The sequence below is a fragment of the Candidatus Poribacteria bacterium genome (assembly GCA_026706025.1).
GTDB lineage: Bacteria > Poribacteria > WGA-4E > WGA-4E > WGA-3G > WGA-3G.
This window is the reverse complement of record JAPOZO010000020.1, coordinates 23,091-48,256: the sequence shown is the minus strand read 5'-3', so window position 1 is coordinate 48,256 and position 25,166 is coordinate 23,091. Positions and strand designations below refer to the sequence as shown.

Here is a 25,166-nt window from a genome sequence, read left to right as displayed (position 1 = left end):
CATGAAATACCGAAAATACATCGCCGCCAGTCTCGCCATCGCACTCTTCTTCAGTGTTCTCTACACTGCCACGCGGACACACCGGGAAAGCATCGCGCGAACCGTCAAAACACAAACGCACCGAAAGGCCCGCACGCCACCGCGGAATGAAGACCCGGACACCTTAAAGCAATTTCAGAAGACCGATTTCTACCGCACCATCATAGACAATAATTTATTTCGTCCGCTCGGTTGGACACCGCCACATCCTCAAGACCACTATCGTTTACTGGGTACAATTCTGCCGAAAGATGACAGAACACCCCCGACCGCGATAATTGAAACCACTATAGAACACACAACGCGCATTGTTTCCATCAACGATAATCTTGACGCAGACACGAAAGTTATTTCGATAAAGAACAAATCTGTTACGATTTCTATCAACGGCCATCATCGGATATTGCGCCTCTTATCCGCGTTTTGAAACAGCACAAGCATTTTTTCTGCAAAATTTGGCATTTTTTACAAAGCACATCGGCAGACTTGCTTATCAATGAACCACTTTCAAACAATTATACACCCCGCTCGGAAATTACGTTTGACATTACACCGCCATAGTGTTATACTTAACTTTGAAAAATTGATTCTGTTTTTGAAAGGTTGTAGGGCTACAAGCCCACATTGAAACGTATGAACCTCGGACTCACGGACAAAGTTGCAGTTGTCGGTGCCTCAAGTAAAGGACTTGGGCGCGCAATCGCACTCGGTTTAGCACAGGAAGGTGCAAAAGTCACCATCTGTGCCAGAAATAGGGATGCACTCGAAGCAACAGCGGATGACATTCGGAATCAGACTGGCACTGAGGTGTTAGCGGTACCGACCGACGTTAGTCAGCCAGCGCAGGTTGAAAGCCTTATTCACACAGCGATTGATCGTTTTGGCGGTATTGATATCTTAGTCAACAACGCAGGCGGTCCCAGAGCGGGACGGTTCGATGACTTGGATGCTCAGGATTATCAAGACGCGGTCCACTTGAACTTGATGAGTACAATCAACCTCTGCCGTGCTGTCGTCCCGTCAATGCGCGCACGCGGCGGTGGACGGATTATCAATCTCACTTCTGTCTCTGTTAAACAACCCGTAGATAACCTGATGTTATCGAATATGGCACGGACAGGTGTGATTGGTTTTGCGAAAACGCTTGCAACGGAGTTGGCACCGGACAAAATCTTGGTTAATAACGTCTGCCCGGGTATTATCTTCACGGATCGTATCCAGCAGCTTGCAACGGTACGTGCCGAAGAGGCGGGTATCACGTTTGATGAAGCACTCGAAAAGATGACGGCGGACATCCCGCTCGGCAGAATCGGGGATCCAGATGAATTCGCAACCTTAGTTGTATTTCTCGCATCGGAACGCGCGAGTTACATAACAGGGACAACTATTCAAGTAGATGGCGGTATGGTCCGGTCGTTACTCTAACATGCTTGGACGGGGGTGTGATGAACGATGTTGGTATCTGTAATCATTCCCGCGTTCAACGAAGAGCAAACGATTAGGCAAGTCGTCGAGGCTGTGCATTCACTACCGATTGAAAAACAACTTATTGTTGTCAACGACGGGTCCACTGATGGTACACACAAAGCACTTGAAGAACTACGATCAGTTTATAAGTTAACTGTTGTGCATTGCCAAGAGAATAGCGGCAAAGGTTTTGCGATCCGGCGCGGGCTTCCGCATGTGGAAGGGGAAGCGGTCGTTATTCAGGATGCCGATATGGAGTTGTCTCCTACAGATTTATCTGAACTCCTAAGACCACTTGAACAAGAAGATATTCAAGTCGTCTACGGGTCGAGGTTTCTAAATGGGCGCGGGAATGCGAGTTTTCATAATTTCATAGCAAATCGTCTCCTTGCCACTTACACGAACCTCCTTTACGGGTGCCGGATTACGGATGAATCTACGGGCTATAAAGCCTTTTCCACAGAACTGATAATGCGACTGAATTTGACATGTGAAGGCTTTGAATTCTGTCCCGAAGTCACGGCAAAAATCTTACGCGCGGGGCATCGCATTCATGAGGTACCCGTTTCCTATTTTCCGCGCACGAAGAAGGAGGGCAAGAAACTTCGGTTCTGGTCGGACGGGTTATTCGCTGCATGGACACTCTTAAAATACCGATTTATTTCTAAAACAGAACTTTTCAAAAGTACTGTGCATACGGTAAATCCGAAAAAACGATGAGACTTATGAAAACAAGATTCCTATTTACAGTTACACTCGTTACTTTTTGGGTAGTGACATGTCTGGCAAACGGTTTCTCACAAGACGGAACTGTGCCTGAGGGCATGGTTCGACTCATCTATTTTCTGCCGAAAGACAGTCGAGCACAACCGGATATCAAGGTAAAACTTGATACCTTGATAAAAGACGTTCAGCGGATTTGCGCTGACTCGCTGGAATCGTATGGGTTTGGGAGAAAAACCTTCCAGATTGAAACCGATGCCAACGGTAAAATTGTTGTTCACCACGTTGACGGTCTATCCAGCGAAGCACATTATCATCAAAGGACGTTTTCCAAAGTCATCAAAGAAATCTCCGAACAGTTTGACGGCTCAAAGCATGCTTATCTTATTGTTGTAGAAACAAGTACCTTTGAGGGTGGGAGCAGGATCACTGGAAAGGCACGGCAAATCGGTAGAACGGGCGGATATGCTATGATTCGCGCCGGTGCTGCTTCAAGAACAGCGGCGCACGAACTTGGTCATGTATTCGGATTGAAACACGATTTTCGTGACAACGCCTACATTATGTCCTATGGCGGGAACTTAAGACGCAAATTCTCGCGATGTGCCGCTGAATGGCTAAAGGCACATCCGTACTTTAACTGGCCCCGAACAGGTGTCAACCGACCAACGGCAATTCAGATGCTTTCGCTCCAAGAAGAGCCACCCGACAAAATCCGGTTCCGTTTTCTGGTCTCCGATGCCGATAGACTCGTTCAAGCGCAGTTACTTACCTTAACAACGGCTGAACCTGCTGCTGTCGGAGACACAGAGTTGATTGCCTGTCAACCTTTAACCGGCAAACGTAGCATTATAACGTTTGTTACCAATGAACTGGCAGTCCGTCCTGTGGAGGTCGTTTCGCTACAGGTGTTGGACAAAAAAGGTAACGTCGCTTCGCAGACGTTTCCCATACAGCGAGGTTCGACTCCAGGACCGAAAATAGGAGACCCCTGGTTATGGGTGATTGTTCCGACAGGTGAGCGAGGCGGCGCGGCTGCGGCTAAGTCCGGTATAGATTATCTCAAACAGGCAAGTAAAGGCAAGGTGACAGAAAAACAGATCGCTATCAAAGGTGCAATCGCTGGCGAGACCATCGGGAACAAAGCATGGAGGCGCGGCAGGCTCACATCAACGGGAAGGAATAATATCCACGACATGCTGGCAAAGATCGGCTTGGGAACCAGTGATATAAACAACCATGTTGCTTACGGCAGCATCACACTCACGTCACCAAGAAAACAACGAACAACGATGTTCGCCGGTAGCGATGATGCCGTTAAGATCTGACTCAATGGAAAATTGGTTCATAAGAACCCCGTGAATCGGTCGTCTATCAACTACCAAGACTATTTTCCTGTTACCCTCAAACAGGGCAGAAACGTCTTATTGGTCGCGGTTTATGAGAATAGAGGCGAGTGGAGCGGTTTTTTTGGGTTTAGAAAGGATAAAGAATAAGAACATTAACAAGATGGTTAATACGATATAAATTTTTTTAGAAATCGTATTACTGTTATGATATAACTTTACTTAAGTTGTAATTTGAATTGTATCTAACAAATATTTGGAGGTTGAATTCTTAACATGTTTAAACAACTAACTTACGCCACGCTTATCCTCTTACTGGTGATGGGTGTATCCCTCTCTGCCCTTGGGCACGGTGATAATCCGACCCTTTTAGAGGATGTGAACAACGACGGTATCGTGGACATTCGCGACCTGGTGCTTGTCGCTAATGCATTCGGGCAGCCCGTGGATCGTACTGCTGAACAGAATCCTGACGTGAATCGCGATGGGGTCATCAATGTGTTGGACCTGGTTCGTGTGAGCAACAGTCTCGGGCAAACAGTCCCGGATGAAAATTCCACGTATCATGATATCCAGGAATATGTCTTTGATAAGAGTTGTGCGAGCAGTGCTTGCCACGCAGCCCCCTCAAACTCTCGCGGTTTGAGCCTGGAGTACGGGCTCTCTTATGACGCTTTAGTGGGGGTCGTACCACAGAATCCCGCAGCTGCAGCTGCCGGTATGAAACTCGTGGATCCGGAGAATCCAGAGAACAGTTTCCTTTTGACGAAACTTATAGGACCGGAATCCACAGATCAAGGTTCTCGGATGCCGTTCGGGGGTGGGCTGATCCACGACGCTAAAATAGAAGCGATTCGGACATGGATTGAAGTAGGCGCGCCAGAGACAGGTAAAGTCGCCGGGATCGGTGACCTCGGTGTCTTACGCGATCCTGGTGAAATCTTTGTGCCACCTGCACCACCGCCGCCCGGTGAAGGGTATCAACTCCATTTACCGTCTTTCAAGATTGAACCCGGCACCGAACGCGAAGTCTACTACGCCACTCAAATCAAAGATGAAAATGGGAATCCGGTAGAAGGCGACATTTTTATTAATAGAGTCGAGATCTTCTATCCCGCTGGCAGCCATCACTTCATCATGTATCGTATGACAGAAGAAGGTTTGGCGAAGGGACTCTTGAATAATGGGATCATACCCGATATCGCCGTTAATCCTGAGGATACTTTCCGCGAACTTGACACTGATAACCCAGATCCAGTATTTGGTATCTTTGGTGGCGACAGATTTTTCGTTGTCGGAACACAAACCGATGATACCCTATTTCAATTCCCTGAAGGCGTGGGGTTGCGACTGCCAGGCGATACTGTTTACGACCTCAATTCCCACTATATCAATCTGCTCGGTGATGAGACCCTGATTGGCGAAACCTATGTCAATATCTATACGATTCCAGAGGCGGAGGTAAAATACGAGGCACTTGAGATTTTCGTCTCCAATCGCGCAATTAACGTGCCACCGGGTACAACGCGCGTCGCTAAATTGACGTGGTATGTTGAAGACGAATTGGAACGCCGAGGACACACCCCAGATACGGAGTTGAATGTCTTTTTACTCACATCTCACATGCACAGACACGGTGAATTGTTTGAGATTTTCCAAAAATCGACAGGTGAGCTACTCCACCGGAGTATCGCTTACGACGATGCGCCGATTGATCTCTTTGATCCGGTGCTTCTCTTAGATGTAGATGATGCCCTCAGCTTTCAGTGTGTCCACAACAACTACGATACGAATGAACCGCTCGTATTTGGACTCACCTCTGAGGATGAGATGTGTATCATCTTTGGCTATTATTATATCCCGACTGAAAGTGCTGGCTCTATCATTAGATAACGTCTATCTCGAAAACATTGGAAGGCGCGCTTCATCGGCGCGCTTTTCTCTTAATATGACTACTACTTTAAGAAAAAAAGACCACTTCATGGAAGCTTTAGCACACCGGATACTGGTGTGTGATGGTGCTATCGGAACCGAACTCCGCAAACGGATACCGGCATATCTGCAGTGCGTTGATGCCTGCAATATTTCTACGGAACATGTTGAGAAGGTCACGGCTATTCACCGCGCTTACGCCGACGCGGGTGCCGATGTTATCCAGACGAATACCTATCAGGCGAATAGGGAAGCGTTATCGGTCCATGGTTTAGCTGAACAGGTTGACGAAATTAACAAGACGGGTGTGGTGCTGGCGCGCGAAGCAGTACCAGAGACGTGCTACGTAGCTGGATCTGTCGGACAAGTTTCGTTCCAAGGCTTAGACTCGCCTGCTCCATCTACCAAAACGATTCGACGGATCTTCAAGGAACAGATGGATGCGCTTGTTGATGCGGGTGTCGATCTCCTCGTACTCGAAACGTTTGTTTCCCCTAAACAGGCAGAAATCGCGACGAAACAGGCACTCACCTACGGTGTCCCTGTCGTTGTTGAAATTAGCGGCGTTTCAGGCGGAACCGTCGGTGCGGGGTTAGATGTACGTGTCTTTGCACAGGAACTGGAGCAGCTCGGTGCGCATGCAGTCGGTATCAATTGCAGGGGACCCCACGATCTCGTTGAAGCGATGGAACTCCTTGCGCCTGTCATCAAAGTACCGATTGCAGTTCAACCGAACGCCGGTAATCCGAGAGTCGAGCAAGGAGAAGTGGCGGTCTCCTACACAGTCGAGGCTGAGGTGTTCAGCGACTACGTCGGAAAACTGGTCGAACTCGGCGCGAACATGATTGGCGGTTGTTGCGGAACGACACCGACCTATACGGCGAAGGTCCGACAGGCGATCGCAGGACGCAAACCCGTCCAACGGGAGTCGCGCATCTTCGTTCTTCCTAAAATCAGGTCAGTAGGGGCGAGGTCACCTCGTCCGTACGATAACCCCGTGCAGCAGGTGTTTGAAACACGCGAACGCATCGTGAGTGTAGAGATGCGCGCCAATACATTCCCGCAATTGCGAGCGATGTTGAAGGAAGCAAAGGGACTTGCCGCAATCGGCGTAGACCTGTTTGATGTGACCGACAATTCCGGGGCAGCGGTGAACATCGGGGCGGTCGGCACCGCGTATCGGCTGCAGCAGGCGACCCAAATTCCGACGCTCATCCATTGGACAACCCGATCTCGGAACCTCATCAGTATGCAATCGCATTTACTGGAGGCGGAGGCGTTGGGTATCCGCGGTATCGTCGCCTTATCCGGTGACCATCCGAAAGCCGGTCCTTATGAGACAGCGAGTCTCGTTCCAGATGTCCGTGGCGCGGTTCAATTGATGAAACTCATTGCTCGATTAAATCACGGAGAACTCGCTGACGGTTCATCCATCGGTGAACCGTGTGGGTTCTATTATGGCGGGGGCTTCACGATTGCTGAGAACTTACAACCGCACGTCAAGCATCTCGCAAATAAGGTGGCACAAGGGGCTAATTTCGCCTATACACAGCCGGTTTGGACCTATGAAGATGTCGTACGCTCCCAGCAGGCGACGGCACATCTTGGTATAAAGATCCTCTATGGCATATTACCGCTTACAAGTTTTCGCAGTGCATCCTACCTCCGCGACAATTTGGGACTTTACATTCCGCAGTTTATCGTTGACAAATTCCGGGACCTCGGAGATACCGCTGGACAGGAACTCGGTATGCGACTATGCTTGGAATTAGTGCGAGACATCCGCAATCAAGATGAATGTGAGATTGATGGTATCTATCTCATCCCGCCTGCGCGTATGAATTGGAAAAACAGAGCACGAGTCATCTCAGAAATCGTTAAAACCTACCGTGAGTAGTTATAAGTTATAAGTCTGGTTTCTGATGTTTGATCATCTCTCTGTAACCGTCGTTACCCAATTGATACACCAACCTTTACCAAGAAATATGAAATCCCAGAAAACCTCTTAACTCTCACTGCGAGGCAAACTGATAACTGACAACTATTAACAATGCATGGACAAAAAACTTTAATCTCATCAGCACGTGTTACAGGCCGTTCACTTCTTTTAGGCGTTTTATTCATCCCAATCAATGTCTATTGGATGACGATTGTTGAGGTAAAGTACTACTCACTTGACGGTTCGTGCCTACCGCTCTTTATCCAACCCGTTTTCATTATGTTTGTTTGTGTCGTCGCCAACTGCGTGTTGAAACGTTTTGCACCACGGCAGATGCTCCAGCAAGGCGAACTGCTCACCATCTACATTATGGTGGCGATCTCCTGTACGTTTGCGGGGCACGACACAATGCAGAACATGTTCGGCAGCATCGCACATCCCTTCCGTTTCGCAACGGAGGAGAACGAATGGCAGGCACTCTTTTTTCGGTACCTACCGGCATGGCTTACCGTCTCCGATGCGCAAAGTTTGCAAGGCTTTTACGAGGGAGAAGCAACCTTCTACACACAGCATAACTTTTCGGTTTGGCTAAAGCCGCTGATGTTCTGGGGACTTTTTTTCCTCATTATGATGTTCATGATGCTCTGCATCAATACACTCGTCCGGAAACGGTGGGCAGAACAAGAGAAACTCGCATATCCGATTATTCAACTCCCCTTGGGATTGTCAGAAGATGGAGGGATAACCCTGCTGAAAAACCGGATGATGTGGATGGGATTCAGTATCGCCGTAGTTATCGGTGTGATTAACGGGATTCACTATCTCTTTCCACAGTTTCCAGAGATCCCTTATATCAAACGGACATCTGTATTCCAGAATATCTTCACGGATCGTCCGTGGAGTGCTATCCGTGGAACGCGCATCTCCGTCTACCCGTTTGCTGTTGGGTTAGCCTTTTTCTTACCCTTGGATCTCTCTTTTTCGTGTTGGTTCTTCTTTGTAGTGCGTTTAGCAGAATTCGTCATCGCCGCGGCACTCGGCACCCGTTACTTCCCAGCGTTGAACGAGCAGGCGTACGGCGCGTGGATCGCGCTCTTTCTGCTTGCTGTCTGGGTCACGCGACGACATCTGACCGAGGTGTTCAAAAAGGTGTTCGGGTTTAAATCGCGTCTTGATGATTCAAATGAACCGATGCCGTATCGTGCTGCCTCCTTGGGGATTCTCGGATCGCTCGTCGCGCTCGGAATCTTTTCCTCCATTGCGGGGATGACGTTATGGGTCGCGGGCATCTTCTTTGGGGTCTATTTCCTGCTCTCTTTCGCCATCACGCGTGTTCGAGCGGAACTCGGCACGCCACATGAAATTTACTATGTCAACCCACACGATATGCTGGCGACAGTCGGGGGGACGCGACGGTTTGACACGAGCAGCCTTACGATTATGTCGCTGTTCTACTGGTTCAACCGTGGTTACCGCAACCACCCGATGCCGAACCAGATTGAGGCGTTTAAACTCGCAGAATCGACGGGGATGGGTAACCGGCGTTTATGGGTCGCGATGCTCATAGCGATTATCATCGGTATTCTGGCGACTTTTTGGGCAAATCTGGATGTCACCTTCCGAAACGGTGCCGTGGCGAAAGCGGGTGGCTTCAAAGGCTGGGTCGGCAGAGAGTCGTTCGGTCGGCTCCAACGGTGGCTCCATAACCCAACGGAGCCAAACGTAGTCGGTATCGGTTTTATGGGGATCGGCGCGCTCCTGACGTTTGTGATGATGTATATGCGGATGCATTTCCTGTGGTGGCCCTTCCACCCCGCGGGTTACGCACTCGCTATCAGTTTTGCGATGGACTATTTCTGGTTCGCCTTCTTCGTGGCGTGGTTTCTGAAGTTAATGATTCTACGACACGGCGGTTTGCGGCTACATCGTAAGGTCGCCCCACTGTTCTTGGGATTAATCTTAGGCGATTACGTCATCGGCAGCATCTGGGCAATCATAGGTCCCCTATCCGGCTTACGCACCTACAAGATTTTTATCTGACCCCAATGTCATTCAACTCCCCAAACTGAATAGCCCCATCCCCTCCTTTTGAAAGTTGACAATTTGCCCAAAATGTTCTATACTAAAAATGTGCAAATTCGCCCCAGAGCGAACAACTATTGGAACGGATACGAGGAATAGAGCGATGAAAATCACCTCAGTTAAAGCAGAGAGATTTCAAACGACCTTCATCAGATACTCGACATTTTATAGCATTTTAGTTTTACTGTTCCTGATGGCTATATTGTTAGGGTGTCAACAGATTCAAAAGGTTATCTCTGCTGACAAACCAACGATGCGCGAAACCTGTCCAAATGAGAAACGAGTTCTCAACCTCGGTTTCTATGCCTATTTCCCACCTATAAGTTATAGTGCCAACACTAATCCAACTTCTGATGAGTTTAACACACATCAGGGTTATGAAGCTGATCTCTTAACTGCACTTGAGGCGATGGAGGGCACGAACTTCTCCTTTTCACGAAGGGCTATCCCCGAATGGTCGGGCATCTGGCTCAAGGCTGCCGAGCCGGAATATGATATTATCGGGGGCGGCATCACGATACTTAATTCTCGAACTCGGAACGCAACAGGCACTCCAATCGTCGTCTTTACATCCGGACATATCAAGTTCCGTCAATCACTTTTGGTCCGTGCCCACGACGCAAAACGCCTTTCGGACCATGCTGCTCTCACGCGTGATGTCCGCGTTGGTGTGCTTTCCGGCACAACCGGGGAAGCGCGCTTGCTTGAACTCACGGGTATTATTGATGCGAATGGCGTTCTCGCCAATGGAACGCGCATTGAGACACTCCAAAGCACACTTATTGCTGATGGAACAACAGCCTACAAAATTACCGCCGCTGATACCTCACCGAATTTGGTCGGTAGGGAGTATCTCCACCCGCCTTCAGATGACATGCCGCAGGTCGTCTATCTCGGAGATGAACTCGGTGAGTCAGAATTGCTTGAAGCACTCGCCGAAGGCAGGATTGACGCGATCGCCAGAGGTGAAATTGGTAACCGCGGTGCCGCCTATGCTGATGCGGCATTTGTTGTCACCGCCCTCGACAGTCAGGTCGAGTACGGAGGTTTCACCCTCGCGGTGGAAGATGCTGAACTTGCCGCGTGTATTGATGAAAGATTTAACTATCTAACTGATGGCGAAAACATCAGTTATGCAGAATGGTTACAGGATTCCAAGATATTCATAACTCGCGCCGAGATGTGGAATGCTAAGAAACAATAACACTCCCAAAAACTCTTGATATATTCATCTTTTCCGTAGGATCATCAGAATTGCAAAAGAAACTCATAAGTGTACAGCTGCCCGTTGGGAAACTGAAACACGATTTTTTAAAGGAACTCTTGCCCACGTCCAATAACAGCACGGGTGTGGTTGTCGGTCCACAACTTGGTGAAGATGCAGCGGTCATTGCGTTAGGGGATAACTATCTCGTTGCAACCAGCGATCCGATTACCTTTGCGACTGAAGATATTGGGTGGTATGTGGTATGCGTCAATAGCAATGATATTGCAGCGATGGGTGCCGTGCCGAAATGGTTGCTCGTAACCCTGTTGTTACCCGAAGATGCGACGACACCTGCGATGGTTCGCGACATCATGACACAAATCACACGAGCATGTACAGCGTTTGACATCGCACTGTGTGGTGGACATACCGAAGTTACACCCGCCGTAAAACAACCCGTCGTCATAGGTCAAATGATGGGGGTTACCGATAAAAATGCCTTGTTCACTTCAGCCGGTGCTTGTGTCGGAGATGCCTTAATTCTCACGAAAGGCATCGGTATTGAAGCAACCGCAATCATCGCCCGCGAGTGTGAAGCGCAGTTGCGGGAAAAGTACGATGCCGTATTCTTAGCGCAGGCGAAGAACTATCTCGTGGATCCAGGGATTTCTGTGCTAAAGGATGCGCAAATTGCAATTGCCACGGGCGGCGTACACGCGATGCACGATGTCACAGAGGGCGGTGTCTCAACTGCTGTATATGAGTTGGCAACCGCAGCCGAGTTAGGTGTAGTTGTTTATTCAGATAAACTTTTAGGATCGCCAGTATTGTATGGCGACATAACACGGACATTGTGTGATATGTTCGGGCTTAATCCGCTCGGTGTCATTTCATCGGGTGCTATGTTGATTGCATCGGCACCTGAAAAAAGCGACGCAATTTGTCAGGCTCTTAGCAAATCAGGTATCCGCGCGGACATCATCGGAAAATTTTTGCCATCTGCACACGGGTTATGGTTGGAAGATACCACCCGTACACGACAACCGCTACCCGTTTTTGAAGCAGACGAAATCGCTAAACTTTTTAGCAGCAGTCCCTAAAAAACCGAAAACGAAACGTCCCTGACTACACTGTGAGATTCGATTGACATCTACTCGTTTTGCATGTTATCATTACCCTCAAGTAAACCGCATTGTGGAGGAAAAATGATGCCAGAACTGAATCAAGAATGTGCCGAGACGTATTACAATCGTGGATTGGCTCACAGCAAAAAAGGTGAGTTGGAACCTGCTATTAAAAACTACACCAAAGCGATAGAACTTAAACCCGATTATGCCGATGCCTTTTACAACCGCAGCAAGACTTGGTTACGCCTCGGAGAAACGGAAAAAGCGAAATCTGACATGGCAGCTGCCAGCAGTATTGGGATAAACAGTACCACAGCCTCAAAGGAAATACTACGAAATTACGATCGCGCATGGAAAACTCTCGGCAACATTTCAGATATTTGACAATTGCGGAAATTCTGGAGGTTGCTACGGGACATGTCGGTGACTATCAATTGTTGAATGAAAATCAACTACGCTATCTGGTTGAGGCAGTGAGTGGAAAATTCGGTGATACCGAACTGTACCCAACTTTGCCCCAAAAAGCCGCTGTATATGCACATCACATTATCACAGGGCATATATTTTTCGATGGAAATAAGCGTGTCGGTTTACATTGTGCAATTCTGTTTTTAGAATTTAATGGTTGCACCCTATCTCTCAACATTAACGATTCCATCATTGAACTCGGTCTTAAAATTGCGGATGGCACCATAACGGATATTGAAGTGATTGCCGACCACATACAATCATGGATTTTGTAACAAACGCATACTAACGAGGCAACAGCACCGTCCTCCCAACCTATCCTTCCAAATGCAACCTGTAAGAGCGACTTCCTTCCAAAACCACCAAAAAACTGAAAACTCAACAACCCTAATCTCCCAAAAATTGACTTGACAAAACCCGTCCAAAATGATAAACTTACTGCAAATAAGGGAACCCACAAACGACACCCTTAGTCCGTAAAGATAAAGAAAGGATAGCAATATGGCATCACAAAACGAACTACAGTCAATGTTAGACGCACCCATCGGCTTAGCACCGAACACCTACCTGCACTTCTATAACGGCGGGAAACTCCGTGCTGAGTTTATGGGTGACCCCGATCCGAAAGATGATTATTACTCCGAAGAATGGATCTTCTCCACAAACCGCGCAATCACCCCCGGTAGAGACAATCCGCCCGACAAAGGACTTAGCCGTATCGAACTTCCAAGCGGTGAGGTTGTGTTACTGAAAGCACTGTTGGACGCATTCCCGGAAGAGACACTCGGTGGCGCGCACGTCGCTAAATATGGCACTGAATTAGGCGTGCTTCTTAAGATTTTCGATGTCGGTGAAGGCGCGCATATCCCTATCCATTGGCACCCCAACCCGGATTTCGCACAAGAACATCTCAACTCACCCTTTGGGAAAAATGAGGCGTGGATTTTAATCGGCACGCGTCCGGGCGCGAAGGCATGGATCGGATGGAAAGAAGCAATAGATAAAGCAGAATTCCGCCGTCTGATGGAGGCACAAGATGTGCCAACGCTCCGAAGTCTCATGCACGTCGTTGAACCGAAGGTCGGAGAAGTCTACTTCTTACGCACACCGATCGTCCATTCACTCGGTACAGGGTTATGTGTCCTCGAACCGCAGGAACCTACCGATTGGAATATCCTCGCTGAATGGGAAGGTTTCCCGTTTGAAAGAGATGATGGACACCTCGGTCTCGGATGGGACCTCGCAGTGGATGCCGCTGAGTTCGATAAACTCGAATTGGATTACCTCAATAACTACATCCGCCGCACCCCAGAACTCGTCCGAGCAGAAGGCGATAATCGCGAAGACCGAATCGTGCCAGCGGAAGCCTCAAAATTCTTCGGATGCTCACGCCTGACAGTGGACTCAACGTTGAGCATGCCTGCAGATAAAGGCTTCTATGCGCTTGTGACGTTGGGTGGCGAAGGCGTACTGCGCGGCGATTTTGAAGATGTCCCGCTCAAACGTGGCAAATCTGTTTTCATCCCACGTTGCTTGTCCAGCTACGTCATCGTTAGCACCAGCGACACCCCGATGGAGATCATCTGTTGCTATCCACCAAGCCTCTAAAGTAGTAGACAACAACTTGCTGTATGGCGCAAACGGTAGTACGCAATGTTAGACTTTAAACCTGCTAAACCGAATACGACCGCGATTCAGGTTGTCAAAGCCCTCATGCCGCTCATCAATCGTTTGTATTTGAAGGGGTTAACATTAGATATTGACACCGAGTCCATTGCCCGTTTGAAAACGACGGATGGACATCCGACCGTGCTGGCTCCGAACCACGCGGCGCACGCGGATCCAGCCGTTATGTTTCTCTTGTCCAAACGCCTCTCTCAGCAGTACTATTACATGACCGCCCGAGAGACATTCGACCAAGGGAAATTCGGCGGCTTATGCAGTCTTTTGTTGCAGTGGTGCGGCGCGTATTCAATTGTACGTGGCACCGCGGACCGAAACGCCTTCCGCACAACACGTGAAATTTTAACGAAAGGTGATGCACCTATTGTTATCTTCGGAGAGGGAGAAATTTCACGGCAGAACGATACCATCATGCGCTTTGAGAGAGGCGTTACCCAACTCTGCTTCTGGGCTTTGGATGATATGCAAAAAGCGGGCATCAGCAAACCTCTCTATGTCGTTCCCATCGGGATCAAATATCATTACCCACAAAACATGTGGGACGTTATTGATGCCGCCCTCACGCGGTTAGAACGTGCTATTCTCCCGCCTGTTGGAAGAACGTCAACAGAACGTTACGAACGATTGAGACACATCGGTGTCGCAGTTCTTCGGACACTTGCTGCGGAATATCAATATAAGGTGGACGAAACCGTGCCACTTGATGTGCATATCCAAAAGCTGAAAGAACAGATATTGTCCCATGCGGAACAAATTATGGGCATCCATACTGAAGCGGATGTGCTTACACGCGTACGTGCGTTGAAAAATCTGGTTGATGCCGAAGTCTATAAAGACATTGAGCAGATGACCGAGTACGAACAGAAGATACATGAAGAACTGCTCCAGAAATTCCAACAATTCTATCCGGATCTGGAGCGGTTAATTAACTTTATAGCAATTTCGGACGGGTATGTCGCCAAGGAACCTTCACCGGAACGGTTTCTTGAGGTAATTATCCGTCTGGAAAGAGAAGTGTTTGGTACAGCAAAAATGCGGGGACCGCGGGTCGCATCACTCCGTGTCGGTGAACCCCAAAATCTCCGGGAATGCTATGATACCTACAAAACACAGAAAAGAGAAATGGTAGAGCAGATAACCCTTGACCTCGAAACGGCGGTTCGGACGCTGGTGACGGACGTATCATAGGAATACTCTACCGAAAAACGCGCGGTAAGTTGCCAACTAAAACCGCGCTTAAAATTTGGAGAGAAACATGGCAAAAAAATTGTCTATTGGAAGTTGGGCTTACGCATTTGGTCCTTATGAAGATAACCCTGTTCCGTTCGATGATGTCGTCAAACGTCTCAGCGAACTGGAATTTGACGGCGTTGAAATCGGGGCGTTCAAACCACACATTGACATCAACGACTATCCGATGAAAAGCGATCGGGATGCCGTTAAAGGTTTAATCTCCTATTACGGCTTGGAAGTCTCTGGCTTAGCCGCCGACTTCTGGTCGCACCCGGGTCCCGCCACAGACGAAGCGCAAGAGGACGATAAATATTTCAAACTGTTCAAAGAGAATCTTCAACTCGCCTTGGACCTCGGGTCGCCTGCTATCCGGGTTGATACAGTGGATGACCCCGAGGAAGGAATTCCAGGCGTTGAATGGGAGAAAGCATGGGATCGGATCGTCTCTGTTTGGAAACGCTGTGCCCAAGTCGCTGAAGACCACGGTGTGCTGATGCTCTGGGAATTTGAACCCGGATTCATGTTCAACAAACCGAGCGATATTATTAATATGCCAAAGGCTGTTGATCATCCAAACTTCAAAGTGATGTTCGATACATGCCACGCGCAGATGTGTGCTGTTGTCGGTTCTCGGCAGCGCGGAGAAAAGGAAACGCTTGGCGATAATGGCGTTATTGATCTCGCACGGCAACTCAAGGGGCAAATCGGGCACTTCCACCTCATCGATTCCGACAATACGCTCCATGGCGATGAAACAAGCACACATGCCCCCTTCGGAGACGGCGTGCTGGATTTCGACGCAATTATCCCTGTCATCATGGACGAAACCGGGTACGATGGTGATTGGTTCTCTATCGATCTCTGTTTCTGGCCCAATGCGTGGGATGTCACAGAAGATGCGAAGAAATTCCTAACGCCTTATCTTGAACGGTATTAGTACCATAGTTGTCAGTTATCAGTCGTCAGTTGTCGGTTATCGGTTAAGAGGGTTTTTGTGACAGTTGAATTGACTGTGCAAACAACAGCAAACCTCTTTTACTGAAAACCGATAACTATTCCCTCTGAAAACTGATAACTGACAATGATTAAAAATGCTGAATTTGCGTTCATTAGATCCTTTAATTGAACTCGCCTTTGGGGAAGACATCGGTATCGGTGATATAACGACAGATGCGACAGTACCGCCTACACAAATGGGGGTAGGAACACTTCTTGCGAAGAGTGAAGGTATTGTCGCAGGATTACCGGTCGCCGAGCGAGTATTCGAGAAGTTGGATTCGACGTTGACATTTCGCACGCTTGTCAAAGATGGCGATGCAGTCGTCGCAGGCACTTCAATCGCCGAGGTCCAAGGCAGTGCTAAAACTATTCTAATTGGTGAACGGACGGCACTCAACTTTCTGCAGCGACTCTCTGGGATCGCCACACTCACCGCACAATTTGTGGAAGCAGTTGCTGGTTATGATACCAAAATTGTGGACACTCGGAAAACTGCAGCGGGGTGGCGGGCAGTTCAGAAATACGCCGTGCGCGTCGGCGGTGCGCAAAACCATCGCTTTGGACTCTACGACGGTGTCCTGATTAAGGACAATCACATCGTCGCCGCAGGCGGTATCGGTAACGCTGTACAACGCGCACGAGAAATCGTTCCACACACAGCCAAGATTGAGGTTGAAGTCGAAACCGTCGAACAGGTAGACGAAGCACTCGAAGCAGGCGCGGACATCTTACTCCTTGACAATATGCCTCCGGGTATCATGCAGCGCATTGTCGAAGAGGTGAGCCATCGTGCCGTAACGGAAGCCTCCGGTGGAATCACACTTGACAGCGTAAAAGCCGTGGCGGCGACGGGTGTAGACTTCATCTCCGTCGGCGCGTTGACGCACTCGGCAATGCCGATGGATATCAGCCTAAACCTGACGCTCGTTGCCAAGTAGGATAGGGCCTTGTGTGCCGTTGGAAACTGCTCGGGCAAACTGTCTAACAAAGGAAACTTAATCTTCAATGCAGGAATTCTTGAGCCGCTCCCTGAACCGAGAAAACGTGGTTCGCGGGACGCTTCTTTTTGTGGTGTGTACATTCGCTGGGTTATTCGTCAGTTTTTTGTGGAGCGGTGGTCAAGATATAAAGCGAGTTTTTCACGAGATGCAGACTGAGATGCTTCTCGGTGCTTGCCTGTGTATGTTTGTAGATTGGCTGTTCGGAGCACTGCGTTTCCACATTTTCATCCGGAAATTGACACCAACGATCCGCTTCCGTGACAGCATCCGTGCGAATTTAGCGACCCTCTGCGTCTCTGCTATTACGCCTTTCCAGACGGGTGGGGTCGGGCACCTCTACATCTATGTGCGGACAGGTGTCCCGCTGTCAGGTGCGATTACATCAGGTCTCATCTGCTTTTTCTCAACACTCATCACCCTCATCCTGGGTGCGGGTACGATCCTCTGGTTAGATCCACCTTTTCTACCAGAAGGGGCTACATGGGTAAGTCTATTTAGTTTTTTGACATTCGGCGTGGTATTCCTACTATTTATCTTGCTGCTTTTCAAGCCAGAAATCGTCTTCCGTTTTTTTCATTGGCTTTGTAACGCTGCGCAACGAAGGTTCACACGCATCGCACCTTTTTTAGAACGCGTCACATTAAAAGTGGAACAACTAACGACTGAACACAAAACGTTCGCGACCATGTTCCTCCGCGATCACAAATGGACGTGCGTGTTGAGTATACCTTTAACCTGCGGTTTCATCGGTGCACGCATCGTCGGTAGCTACATCGTCGCCCAAGCACTTAATGGAGACACAACGCTCTGGGAACTCTGTGTTACTGGCTTGGTGCTGAACTTTGTCGTGCTGTTCGCACCGAGTCCCGGTGCAAGTGGTGTCGCAGAGGTTGTAACGGTCGGTCTGATGGAAAATCTGATCTCCAAAGAATTGATACCACTCTTTGTATTGCTGACACGATTCTTCAGTATCTATTGCGCCGTCCTTGTGGGCGGTATTATCATCGGGGCGCAAGTCGCAAGAGATTTTAGAAATAAAAAGGATATAGTGAAAGACACTATGCCGTGAATCTGCCCACTTATCTGAAAATTAACGGATAAAAACGGATACAAATAAGACTTAAGTTCAAAAGGAATGTCCGTTGTCTGTTCCTGACAAGAACTTTATACCCGTTAATCACCCTATGATGACTACAGACTCACCAGAAACCCGATTTTGACAACGGAAAAATCGGCGCGAAAACCTAATCATTAAAAAGAAGGAATATTATGAAAATTGAACCTACAACGACGAAACTCGGTTGGATCGGTACCGGCGTGATGGGACGCTGGATGTGCCAACATCTAATGGACTTGGGCTATGGAATGACGGTTTATAACCGGACAAAAGCGAAGGCGGACCCACTCTTGGAGGCAGGCGCAGCATGGGCAGACACATCCAGTGATGTCGCAGCGGCTTCTGATATTGTTTTTACGATTGTCGGATTCCCACCCGATGTCCGTGAAGTCTACCTCGGTGATAACGGTATCTTAAAAGGCGCGAAACCCGGAAGCATCATCGTTGATATGACGACAACGGAACCCTCACTCGCACAAGAGATTCACGCCGCAGCACAAGCACAAAATGTCTCATCGGTAGATGCCCCTGTTTCAGGTGGCGATGTCGGTGCGAAAGAGGCACGCCTCTCTATCATGGTCGGTGGCGACGAGGACGCAGTTCAAGCCGTGATGCCGCTCTTTGAAGCGATGGGAAAGAATATCGTCCACCAAGGCGGCGCGGGTGCGGGACAACACACGAAAATGTGCAATCAGATCACGATTTCCGGCACAATGATCGGGGTCTGTGAAGGACTCATCTATGGACACAAAGCCGGCCTGGATTTGGAAACGATGCTGTCGTCAATTAGTGGCGGCGCAGCGGCTTGCTGGTCCTTGGATAACCTCGCGCCACGCGTCCTGCAACGGAACTTCGATCCCGGTTTCTTCGTAGAGCACTTCATCAAAGATATGAGTATCGCTTTGGACGAGGCGCGTAAGATGAATCTCAGCTTACCGGGCCTCGCATTAGTGCACCAACTTTACACGGCAGTGCAAGCACAAGGACACAGTAGGTTAGGCACACAGGCACTGATGTTGGCGTTGGAACAAATGTCTGGCGTGGAAATGGACTAAAGTTTCACTTGCAGCATGATGCACGTCGCATCTGGGCGAGTACGCCGCAATTCTAATTCGCCGCCAAGCCCGGTAGGTTCGGTTTGATGAAATATTTCGGTAATAACGGGCAATGAATTGCCCTACTACAAACAGACAGGTTCGTAGTAGTGCGATTCATCGCACGTTCCAATATTACCGAATTAAAAAATCAATCTTCATGCAACCGAACCATAGGTGTCAATTTTAGAAATAATAATCGTCTCGGTTCCCCAGGTCCGGTAGGTTCGGAATGTAATACAAGGAATGGAAATGTAATACAAGGAACGGATTTAGTCTAACCCCAGACTAAATCCAGTCTATTCCCAGACTAAATCCCCCAACCGAACCCGATACTCCGCGGAAACCTTGAAGACTTCAAAGCCCTCTTCAGTCCGGTAGGTTGGGTTGAACGGCGTTGAAAAGTTGGATATTGATATACCAAACACACCTGAAAGTTAATATCCTGCCTTATCTATTCAAGAACGTAGTGAAACCCAACTTTACACGTTCATCGTCCGAGGAGCGTCAAAGCGAAAGCGTTGGGTTTCACTCGGTCTCTGGTGGCTGTGGTGTCTCTGGAGAAAGTTGTGTTTTCCTATGATTTTCAGGGTTTTGGCGGCATCCGTTCAACCCAATCTACGGAAACCCTAAATTGACATCTATGGTGGTAGGATTTAGGCGTGAGTGCTGTATCGCGCCCAGACGCGATACGGCATCCCATCCTATTCTCGCAGAAAAAAGCATTTTTTTCACATCAAAGTGACCGTTTTGCCCACCTTATAGTAAAGCACGAAAATAAGTTGACACTCCACGATAACGTCGCCCGCTCGTAGGGGCTGGGTGACCCAGCCCCTACGAGCAACTGCATGTCCAAATAATTATGGGCTTTACTATAAACGCCTTATATAGTAACCCATCCATATTCAGAAAACCCTAAAGCACAAACCACCGAATTCTCCTGTTGGAATAAAACCTAAATTTTTAACGGTATGCACCCTTTCGCCAAAAAACTGTGTCTTTTAATTATAGAGAAGGTATTATCCATTTCAAAAAATAAAAAGCATCATTCAGTTTTGAGTCGGCAGTAAAAGAAGTGTTTGATGAATAGGATACCTTCAAGACTTACACAACCGCCCCAAAGGCAGAAGAGGTGGCACCGTCCGGAATGCTGTTATCAAGAGAGAAGTTGCATGGGAATTACGACGATCTTATCGGTGAAAGTACCGTGCATCTTAAAGTACTGAAACGTATTGACAGGTTCGCAAAATCTAATAAAATAGTGCTTATTTCTGGCGAGACAGGAACCGGTAAAGAACTGGTCGCGCGTGCCTTGCACGCAGAGAGTCCTTATGCAATACACCCGATCGTCATCGTGAACTGCGCGGAGATTGCAGAGAACCTGATAGCAAGTGAACTCTTTGGACATGAGAAGGGCGCATTTACCGGTGCAGATAATCAACACATTGGACTGTTTGAAACCGCATCGGGAGGGACACTCTTCCTCGACGAAATCGGGGAACTTTCGATACGCCTACAATCGAAATTGTTGCGGGTCCTTCAGGAAAACGAGATTCGCCGTGTGGGACAGACAAAACAGATTCCGGTGAAAGTGCGCGTCCTTGCAGCTACAAATATCGACCTTATAGAAGCGGTTGCAGCAGGTAGGTTTCGCCGAGATCTCTATGAGCGATTGAAACCGCTTCATATCCAGTTACCGGCGTTACGGGAGCGGCGGGAAGACATTCCCGCGTTGGCAACACATTTTTTGAAAAAGGAAACCAACGGTTGCAGTCAAAAGATAGCCGACATAAATCCAGAAGTCCTCTCGTTATTTGATGCCTACAGCTGGCCTGGGAATATCCGGGAGTTAGAAGGTGTCATCGGTCGTGCCGTCCTCTTAGCGGAAGAGGGTGAAATCTTACCGCACCACTTACCACAAGATGTGCGGACACCTCAAGCCGACCCATTACCGTTGACCGATGCAACAGCCGCAGCAAATTCTAACGACGCAGAACGTTTCGTGCTGTGCTTTCCCTGCTTTCCCATGGATACAACCTTGAAAGAGATAGAGAAGTCAGCGATCTTGACGACTTTGGCGCGAGAGGAGGGGAATAAGGCAAAAACGGCGGAGGTTTTAGGAATTAGCCGGGTCACCTTGCACATCAAGTTACGCACCTATAGTGGTGAGGCATAGGACTTACGCAAATGTAGTAGAGACTTTTATGTCCGTGCGCCTACAGCAGGAAGGTTTGCTGATGCAGTGCGTCCGTTCGTCTTTCTCAGGAGACTGGGTATTACGAGGCTCGGCATTCGAGCCAGAATCACGCGTTCAGTGTATCAAATGTAAAGAATCTTTACAGTCCAGTGTAAAAAATATTGACAATTGTAAAGAATCTTTACAGTAGAAAAATCGTGGGATCCCCTAATAGTCAGGTTTCTCACATTGGCATGATACTTGCCACTATAAACGTGAGCTCAACTGTAGCACGTAGGAACACCAATAGTGCTACCAAGGACGGGGTTTTAGTCGCGGAAGCTTTTGATAAAGGATAACAAGGAGTGATTTTTATGTCTGTTATCCGTTTCTCGTCTGTTGTGTTGTTACTCACCGTTGTTGTGTTCTTCATCGGTTGTGGTCAGCAGACAGAGGAAATCAAGTTGGCAGTGGCTGGCATGGACTAAGGCGGGTGTGCAGCAAAAGTGCGGTCTGCACTCGGTCAAGTTGATGGTGAATTGGAGATCGTCTCGGTCTCTCTCCGGGATAGAACGGTCGTTGTCAAGAGTCAAATCAAAAGCTCGGTGCTAATCACTGCGTTAGCAGATGCAGGGTTTGGTGCGGAAGTCGTCAAATAAGAACCCGATGCAGACGTGTACCGGTGTGAAACTCAAGGAGTGAAAACATGTTTTTACGAAAATATTGGCTACCGTTATCGGTGTTCATCGTGGCGATCTGTGCCGTCGGGCTTTACCTGCTCGCGACACAGCCACCGAAAGAGCCGATTGTGATTTACAAGCCTGTTGAACCCATAGAGAAACCGACCGAACAACCGACCGCAGAAGTGCCTGAAGGGGACACCTCGCAAGGCGGACACTTCCACGCCGATGGCACTTGGCATGCTGAACCGCATGAGGCAGAAGTGCCCCCCGTGCCAGAATCGGATGCCGCGGACGCTGGCGAACTCAAACCGCGTCCGGGTTCGTTCCTTGAGAAATATCTGTCGCAATTCTCGCCCGCAGAGGCGAAACGGGCAATGTCGGCGTGGTTTGAACAAGCCGGTGTTCCGCCACCGCCAAGAGGTTATGAATATATTTGGGATGATGCGTGGGTCGTCAAACGCGATGAGAACGGACAACCCGTCATCAACAAGATCGGTGAACCTTATATCCAAGTCTTTACGATTACCGCATTCGCACCCAATCCCGAGCAAACCAGAAGATACTTGGAGTTGAAGGCACAAAGGCTTCGTACAACCGATCCAAACAAACTGGAACAAATCCGTACTAAAATGTATCGGATTCAAGACGAGGCACAAGGACCATATCCGCTCATTACAGCGTCAGCTTCTGGGAAGAAAGCACGAAGCAAAGTGGCTCAACGAACGAAAGAAGCCCATGAAAAAGCCCTTGTTGAATTAGGGCTTGGACATCTGGTCGGTAATGATATTGGGGGACAAGTTCCCAGACCCAGACCTTTGCCGCTTGAAGATTAAACCCTTTATGGAGGTTTCTCATAAATAAAAAAGTTCTTTTACTCAGCATTCTGTTTTTATTATGTCTCGGTGTCGGTCTGTGTGTTTGGGGTCTGCCGCGCATCGGGGACCCCAATCCGTATATGGTCATTCACAGTGGCCCGTCAATCTCGGCGAATGCCTCTGGCACATATACCTACTATATTCGGGAAACGGGGACAACCGTGCCGTCGCATCCGGACCCTGTTGAGATGACGATTTCAGGAGCCGCGAGGGGACTAGGGTGGATTGATTTTAGAATCACAGCGATCACAATTAATGGCAGCAATCATCTGACAAATGCTCAATATGGCGAAGCACCCACAGAGACAATCGGCTACATGGCGGTAGTGGGTGGGCTCCCCCTTTCGGATAGTGCAGAAAACGATGACTTCTCGTTCACTGTTGAGAAAGCTTCTGCTTGGGATGATGATTCTGGCACTTACGATTGGACTGCCAGCGGAGAGGCAGTGCGAAAAATCGCCAGATGGGATGGAGGGCAGTGGGTGGTTCATAATGACACCTCGGATCCCGCATACACACATACCACATCGACTTCTGGGAGTTGGACGGTGGCAAAGACGAACGTCTGTAGTTTCTGCAAGCGGACAGGTGTCTCATCACCGACAGCACATCATGTGACGTGTCCGAATTCAAACTGCAATGCAGGCGGGTCGTATTGGAATTGTTACGGTGTTCCCGCGAGTCATGCATTGCTGGCGACGTGTTCGAGTTGTAACGCCTCAAATGTTTATGCCTGCTCAGGGCATCCGGGGAGCTGCACGTCAAATAGCGGTTCATCATCGGGGTGTGCGAACAACGAGACCTATGACTATTGCGACGATCAAGGCTCATGTTCGGAGGGTTCGACTTCAGGGGTTCCGGGTCCCATCTGTGGTCATAACCACTGCTGTTGTTCGCCGTCGAGTAGCAGTTCGACAGGTAGCACGCCACCCAGTAACAACGGTGGCAGTTCAGGTGGTAGCACGCCGCCATCGAGCAATACGGCGACCTGTTCAACGTGTAATGCGCCTTATAATTCAAATAACAGTTCGTTGGTGAATCGCCACCGCGTTCGGACGTGTATGCGTCCTGCCTGCGGTCAATCGTGGCAACTCTGTAGCGGTGGTAAGCCTGAGACGTGTGGTGCCTCGTCAAGCTGGCGGTGTCGGGAGTAGCCTTCAAAGCGATGTCTGAAACACAATCCACCCTTTTCAACCGACGCGCCGGTGGTCTTTGGATTGCTGGCGCGTTGCTTTTCGTATGGATTGTCGTTGTCGTGAGTTTTCGCCCGCCCTCAACACCTTCCGCTGTCAATGAGAGAACCGACCGCGAACCGGACCGCGTCCGTCTCGCCCGCCCCGCCGTCTTTGATACCGAGTCGTTCTACCGCACGATTATAGACAATAACCTGTTCCGACCGCTCGGTTGGCGACCGCCTGTGCCGATTGAACCCTATCGCTTGATTGGCACGAAACTTGCGACAGATGCCAACACACCGCCACAGGCAATCATTCAATCCACCGCAGGAGAGAAAACATATATCGTGACCACCGGTGAGACACTCGACGCAGAGACCGAAGTTGTAGACATCCAGCCGAAGCGGGTAACGCTTTCCACCAACGGGCAGCAAAGAACGCTGAGACTCAACACAGGAGTCTACCTCAACGCCTCGCCTGCCACCCGTTCTCCGAGACGGACAACCCACACACCGCACCGAGCGACACCGAGACCCGCACCGGTGAGAAGCAGAGCCACGCCAGCACCGACCGCTGTCTCCGCACCGCTGCCCGACCGCCGACCGCCGCTTTCCGACTGGGAGACCCGCGAAGGTCAACCGATACCGATTGGCGATGCACGGCTGAAAAACCCTGAAAAGTGGCGATTGCAGCGCAGATAGCGATTAGCAGATTTTGACTCAAACGATTTCCCCTCACAGTCGTCTAACCCTGAAACGCAGCGAGACCTCGCTGCATGGTGAAAACTAATAGTCGAAAAG

Annotated in this window: 22 protein-coding genes; all 22 read left to right on the top strand. The window is 49.1% G+C overall.

Going from position 1 to position 25,166, the window contains the following annotated elements; translation table 11 throughout:
- Position 1: 1 nt before the first annotated feature.
- The 22 genes from OXH00_04120 (at position 2) to OXH00_04015 (ending at position 25,067) form a co-directional block, all read left to right on the top strand.
- Complete coding sequence (locus tag OXH00_04120; GenBank protein ID MCY3740187.1) at positions 2-466, top strand: hypothetical protein; 465 nt, start codon at positions 2-4, stop codon at positions 464-466.
- A gap of 206 nt (positions 467-672) precedes the next feature.
- Positions 673-1,464 (top strand): SDR family oxidoreductase, encoded by a 792-nt coding sequence (locus tag OXH00_04115; protein MCY3740186.1) that lies wholly within the window; start codon positions 673-675, stop codon positions 1,462-1,464.
- Positions 1,465-1,491: 27 nt separating this feature from the next.
- The gene (locus OXH00_04110; protein ID MCY3740185.1) at positions 1,492-2,226 is read left to right on the top strand and encodes a glycosyltransferase family 2 protein; all 735 of its coding nucleotides are present in this window, start codon (positions 1,492-1,494) and stop codon (positions 2,224-2,226) included.
- A 5-nt stretch (positions 2,227-2,231) separates the two neighbouring features.
- Entirely contained in the window at positions 2,232-3,557 is a 1,326-nt protein-coding gene (locus tag OXH00_04105) for a M12 family metallo-peptidase (protein MCY3740184.1), read from the top strand.
- A gap of 294 nt (positions 3,558-3,851) precedes the next feature.
- Positions 3,852-5,468, top strand: coding sequence for a dockerin type I domain-containing protein (locus OXH00_04100; protein MCY3740183.1), 1,617 nt, complete (start codon positions 3,852-3,854; stop codon positions 5,466-5,468).
- A gap of 88 nt (positions 5,469-5,556) precedes the next feature.
- Positions 5,557-7,404, top strand: coding sequence for a bifunctional homocysteine S-methyltransferase/methylenetetrahydrofolate reductase (locus OXH00_04095; GenBank protein MCY3740182.1), 1,848 nt, complete (start codon positions 5,557-5,559; stop codon positions 7,402-7,404).
- 153 nt (positions 7,405-7,557) lie between these two features.
- The gene (locus tag OXH00_04090; GenBank protein ID MCY3740181.1) at positions 7,558-9,486 is read left to right on the top strand and encodes a hypothetical protein; all 1,929 of its coding nucleotides are present in this window, start codon (positions 7,558-7,560) and stop codon (positions 9,484-9,486) included.
- 145 nt (positions 9,487-9,631) lie between these two features.
- Positions 9,632-10,732 (top strand): transporter substrate-binding domain-containing protein, encoded by a 1,101-nt coding sequence (locus tag OXH00_04085; protein ID MCY3740180.1) that lies wholly within the window; start codon positions 9,632-9,634, stop codon positions 10,730-10,732.
- Between the two features lie 50 nt (positions 10,733-10,782).
- Positions 10,783-11,835 (top strand): AIR synthase family protein, encoded by a 1,053-nt coding sequence (locus tag OXH00_04080; protein MCY3740179.1) that lies wholly within the window; start codon positions 10,783-10,785, stop codon positions 11,833-11,835.
- Between the two features lie 105 nt (positions 11,836-11,940).
- Complete coding sequence (locus OXH00_04075; protein MCY3740178.1) at positions 11,941-12,246, top strand: tetratricopeptide repeat protein; 306 nt, start codon at positions 11,941-11,943, stop codon at positions 12,244-12,246.
- Positions 12,213-12,605 carry a type II toxin-antitoxin system death-on-curing family toxin gene (locus tag OXH00_04070; protein ID MCY3740177.1) on the top strand — a complete coding sequence of 131 codons (393 nt, stop codon included), beginning with the start codon at positions 12,213-12,215 and terminating at the stop codon, positions 12,603-12,605. Before OXH00_04075 ends, OXH00_04070 begins: the two co-directional genes overlap by 34 nt.
- Positions 12,606-12,831: 226 nt before the next feature.
- Positions 12,832-13,938 carry a hypothetical protein gene (locus OXH00_04065; protein ID MCY3740176.1) on the top strand — a complete coding sequence of 369 codons (1,107 nt, stop codon included), beginning with the start codon at positions 12,832-12,834 and terminating at the stop codon, positions 13,936-13,938.
- Positions 13,939-13,983: 45 nt separating this feature from the next.
- Entirely contained in the window at positions 13,984-15,201 is a 1,218-nt protein-coding gene (locus OXH00_04060) for a 1-acyl-sn-glycerol-3-phosphate acyltransferase (protein ID MCY3740175.1), read from the top strand.
- 67 nt (positions 15,202-15,268) lie between these two features.
- Positions 15,269-16,183, top strand: coding sequence for a sugar phosphate isomerase/epimerase (locus OXH00_04055; GenBank protein MCY3740174.1), 915 nt, complete (start codon positions 15,269-15,271; stop codon positions 16,181-16,183).
- 154 nt (positions 16,184-16,337) lie between these two features.
- Entirely contained in the window at positions 16,338-17,183 is an 846-nt protein-coding gene (gene nadC / locus OXH00_04050; GenBank protein ID MCY3740173.1) for a carboxylating nicotinate-nucleotide diphosphorylase, read from the top strand.
- Between the two features lie 67 nt (positions 17,184-17,250).
- Positions 17,251-18,315: a lysylphosphatidylglycerol synthase transmembrane domain-containing protein gene (locus OXH00_04045; GenBank protein MCY3740172.1), complete on the top strand. Its 1,065-nt coding sequence runs from the start codon at positions 17,251-17,253 to the stop codon at positions 18,313-18,315.
- Positions 18,316-18,515: 200 nt separating this feature from the next.
- Positions 18,516-19,418: an NAD(P)-dependent oxidoreductase gene (locus OXH00_04040; GenBank protein MCY3740171.1), complete on the top strand. Its 903-nt coding sequence runs from the start codon at positions 18,516-18,518 to the stop codon at positions 19,416-19,418.
- A gap of 1,186 nt (positions 19,419-20,604) precedes the next feature.
- Entirely contained in the window at positions 20,605-21,633 is a 1,029-nt protein-coding gene (locus tag OXH00_04035) for a sigma-54 dependent transcriptional regulator (protein ID MCY3740170.1), read from the top strand.
- A 506-nt stretch (positions 21,634-22,139) separates the two neighbouring features.
- Positions 22,140-22,292 (top strand): hypothetical protein, encoded by a 153-nt coding sequence (locus OXH00_04030; GenBank protein MCY3740169.1) that lies wholly within the window; start codon positions 22,140-22,142, stop codon positions 22,290-22,292.
- 47 nt (positions 22,293-22,339) lie between these two features.
- Positions 22,340-23,149 (top strand): hypothetical protein, encoded by an 810-nt coding sequence (locus OXH00_04025; GenBank protein MCY3740168.1) that lies wholly within the window; start codon positions 22,340-22,342, stop codon positions 23,147-23,149.
- Between the two features lie 122 nt (positions 23,150-23,271).
- A complete protein-coding gene (locus tag OXH00_04020; GenBank protein ID MCY3740167.1) occupies positions 23,272-24,345 on the top strand; it encodes a hypothetical protein in 1,074 nt (357 codons plus the stop codon).
- A gap of 11 nt (positions 24,346-24,356) precedes the next feature.
- Complete coding sequence (locus OXH00_04015) at positions 24,357-25,067, top strand: hypothetical protein (protein ID MCY3740166.1); 711 nt, start codon at positions 24,357-24,359, stop codon at positions 25,065-25,067.
- Positions 25,068-25,166: the final 99 nt, after the last annotated feature.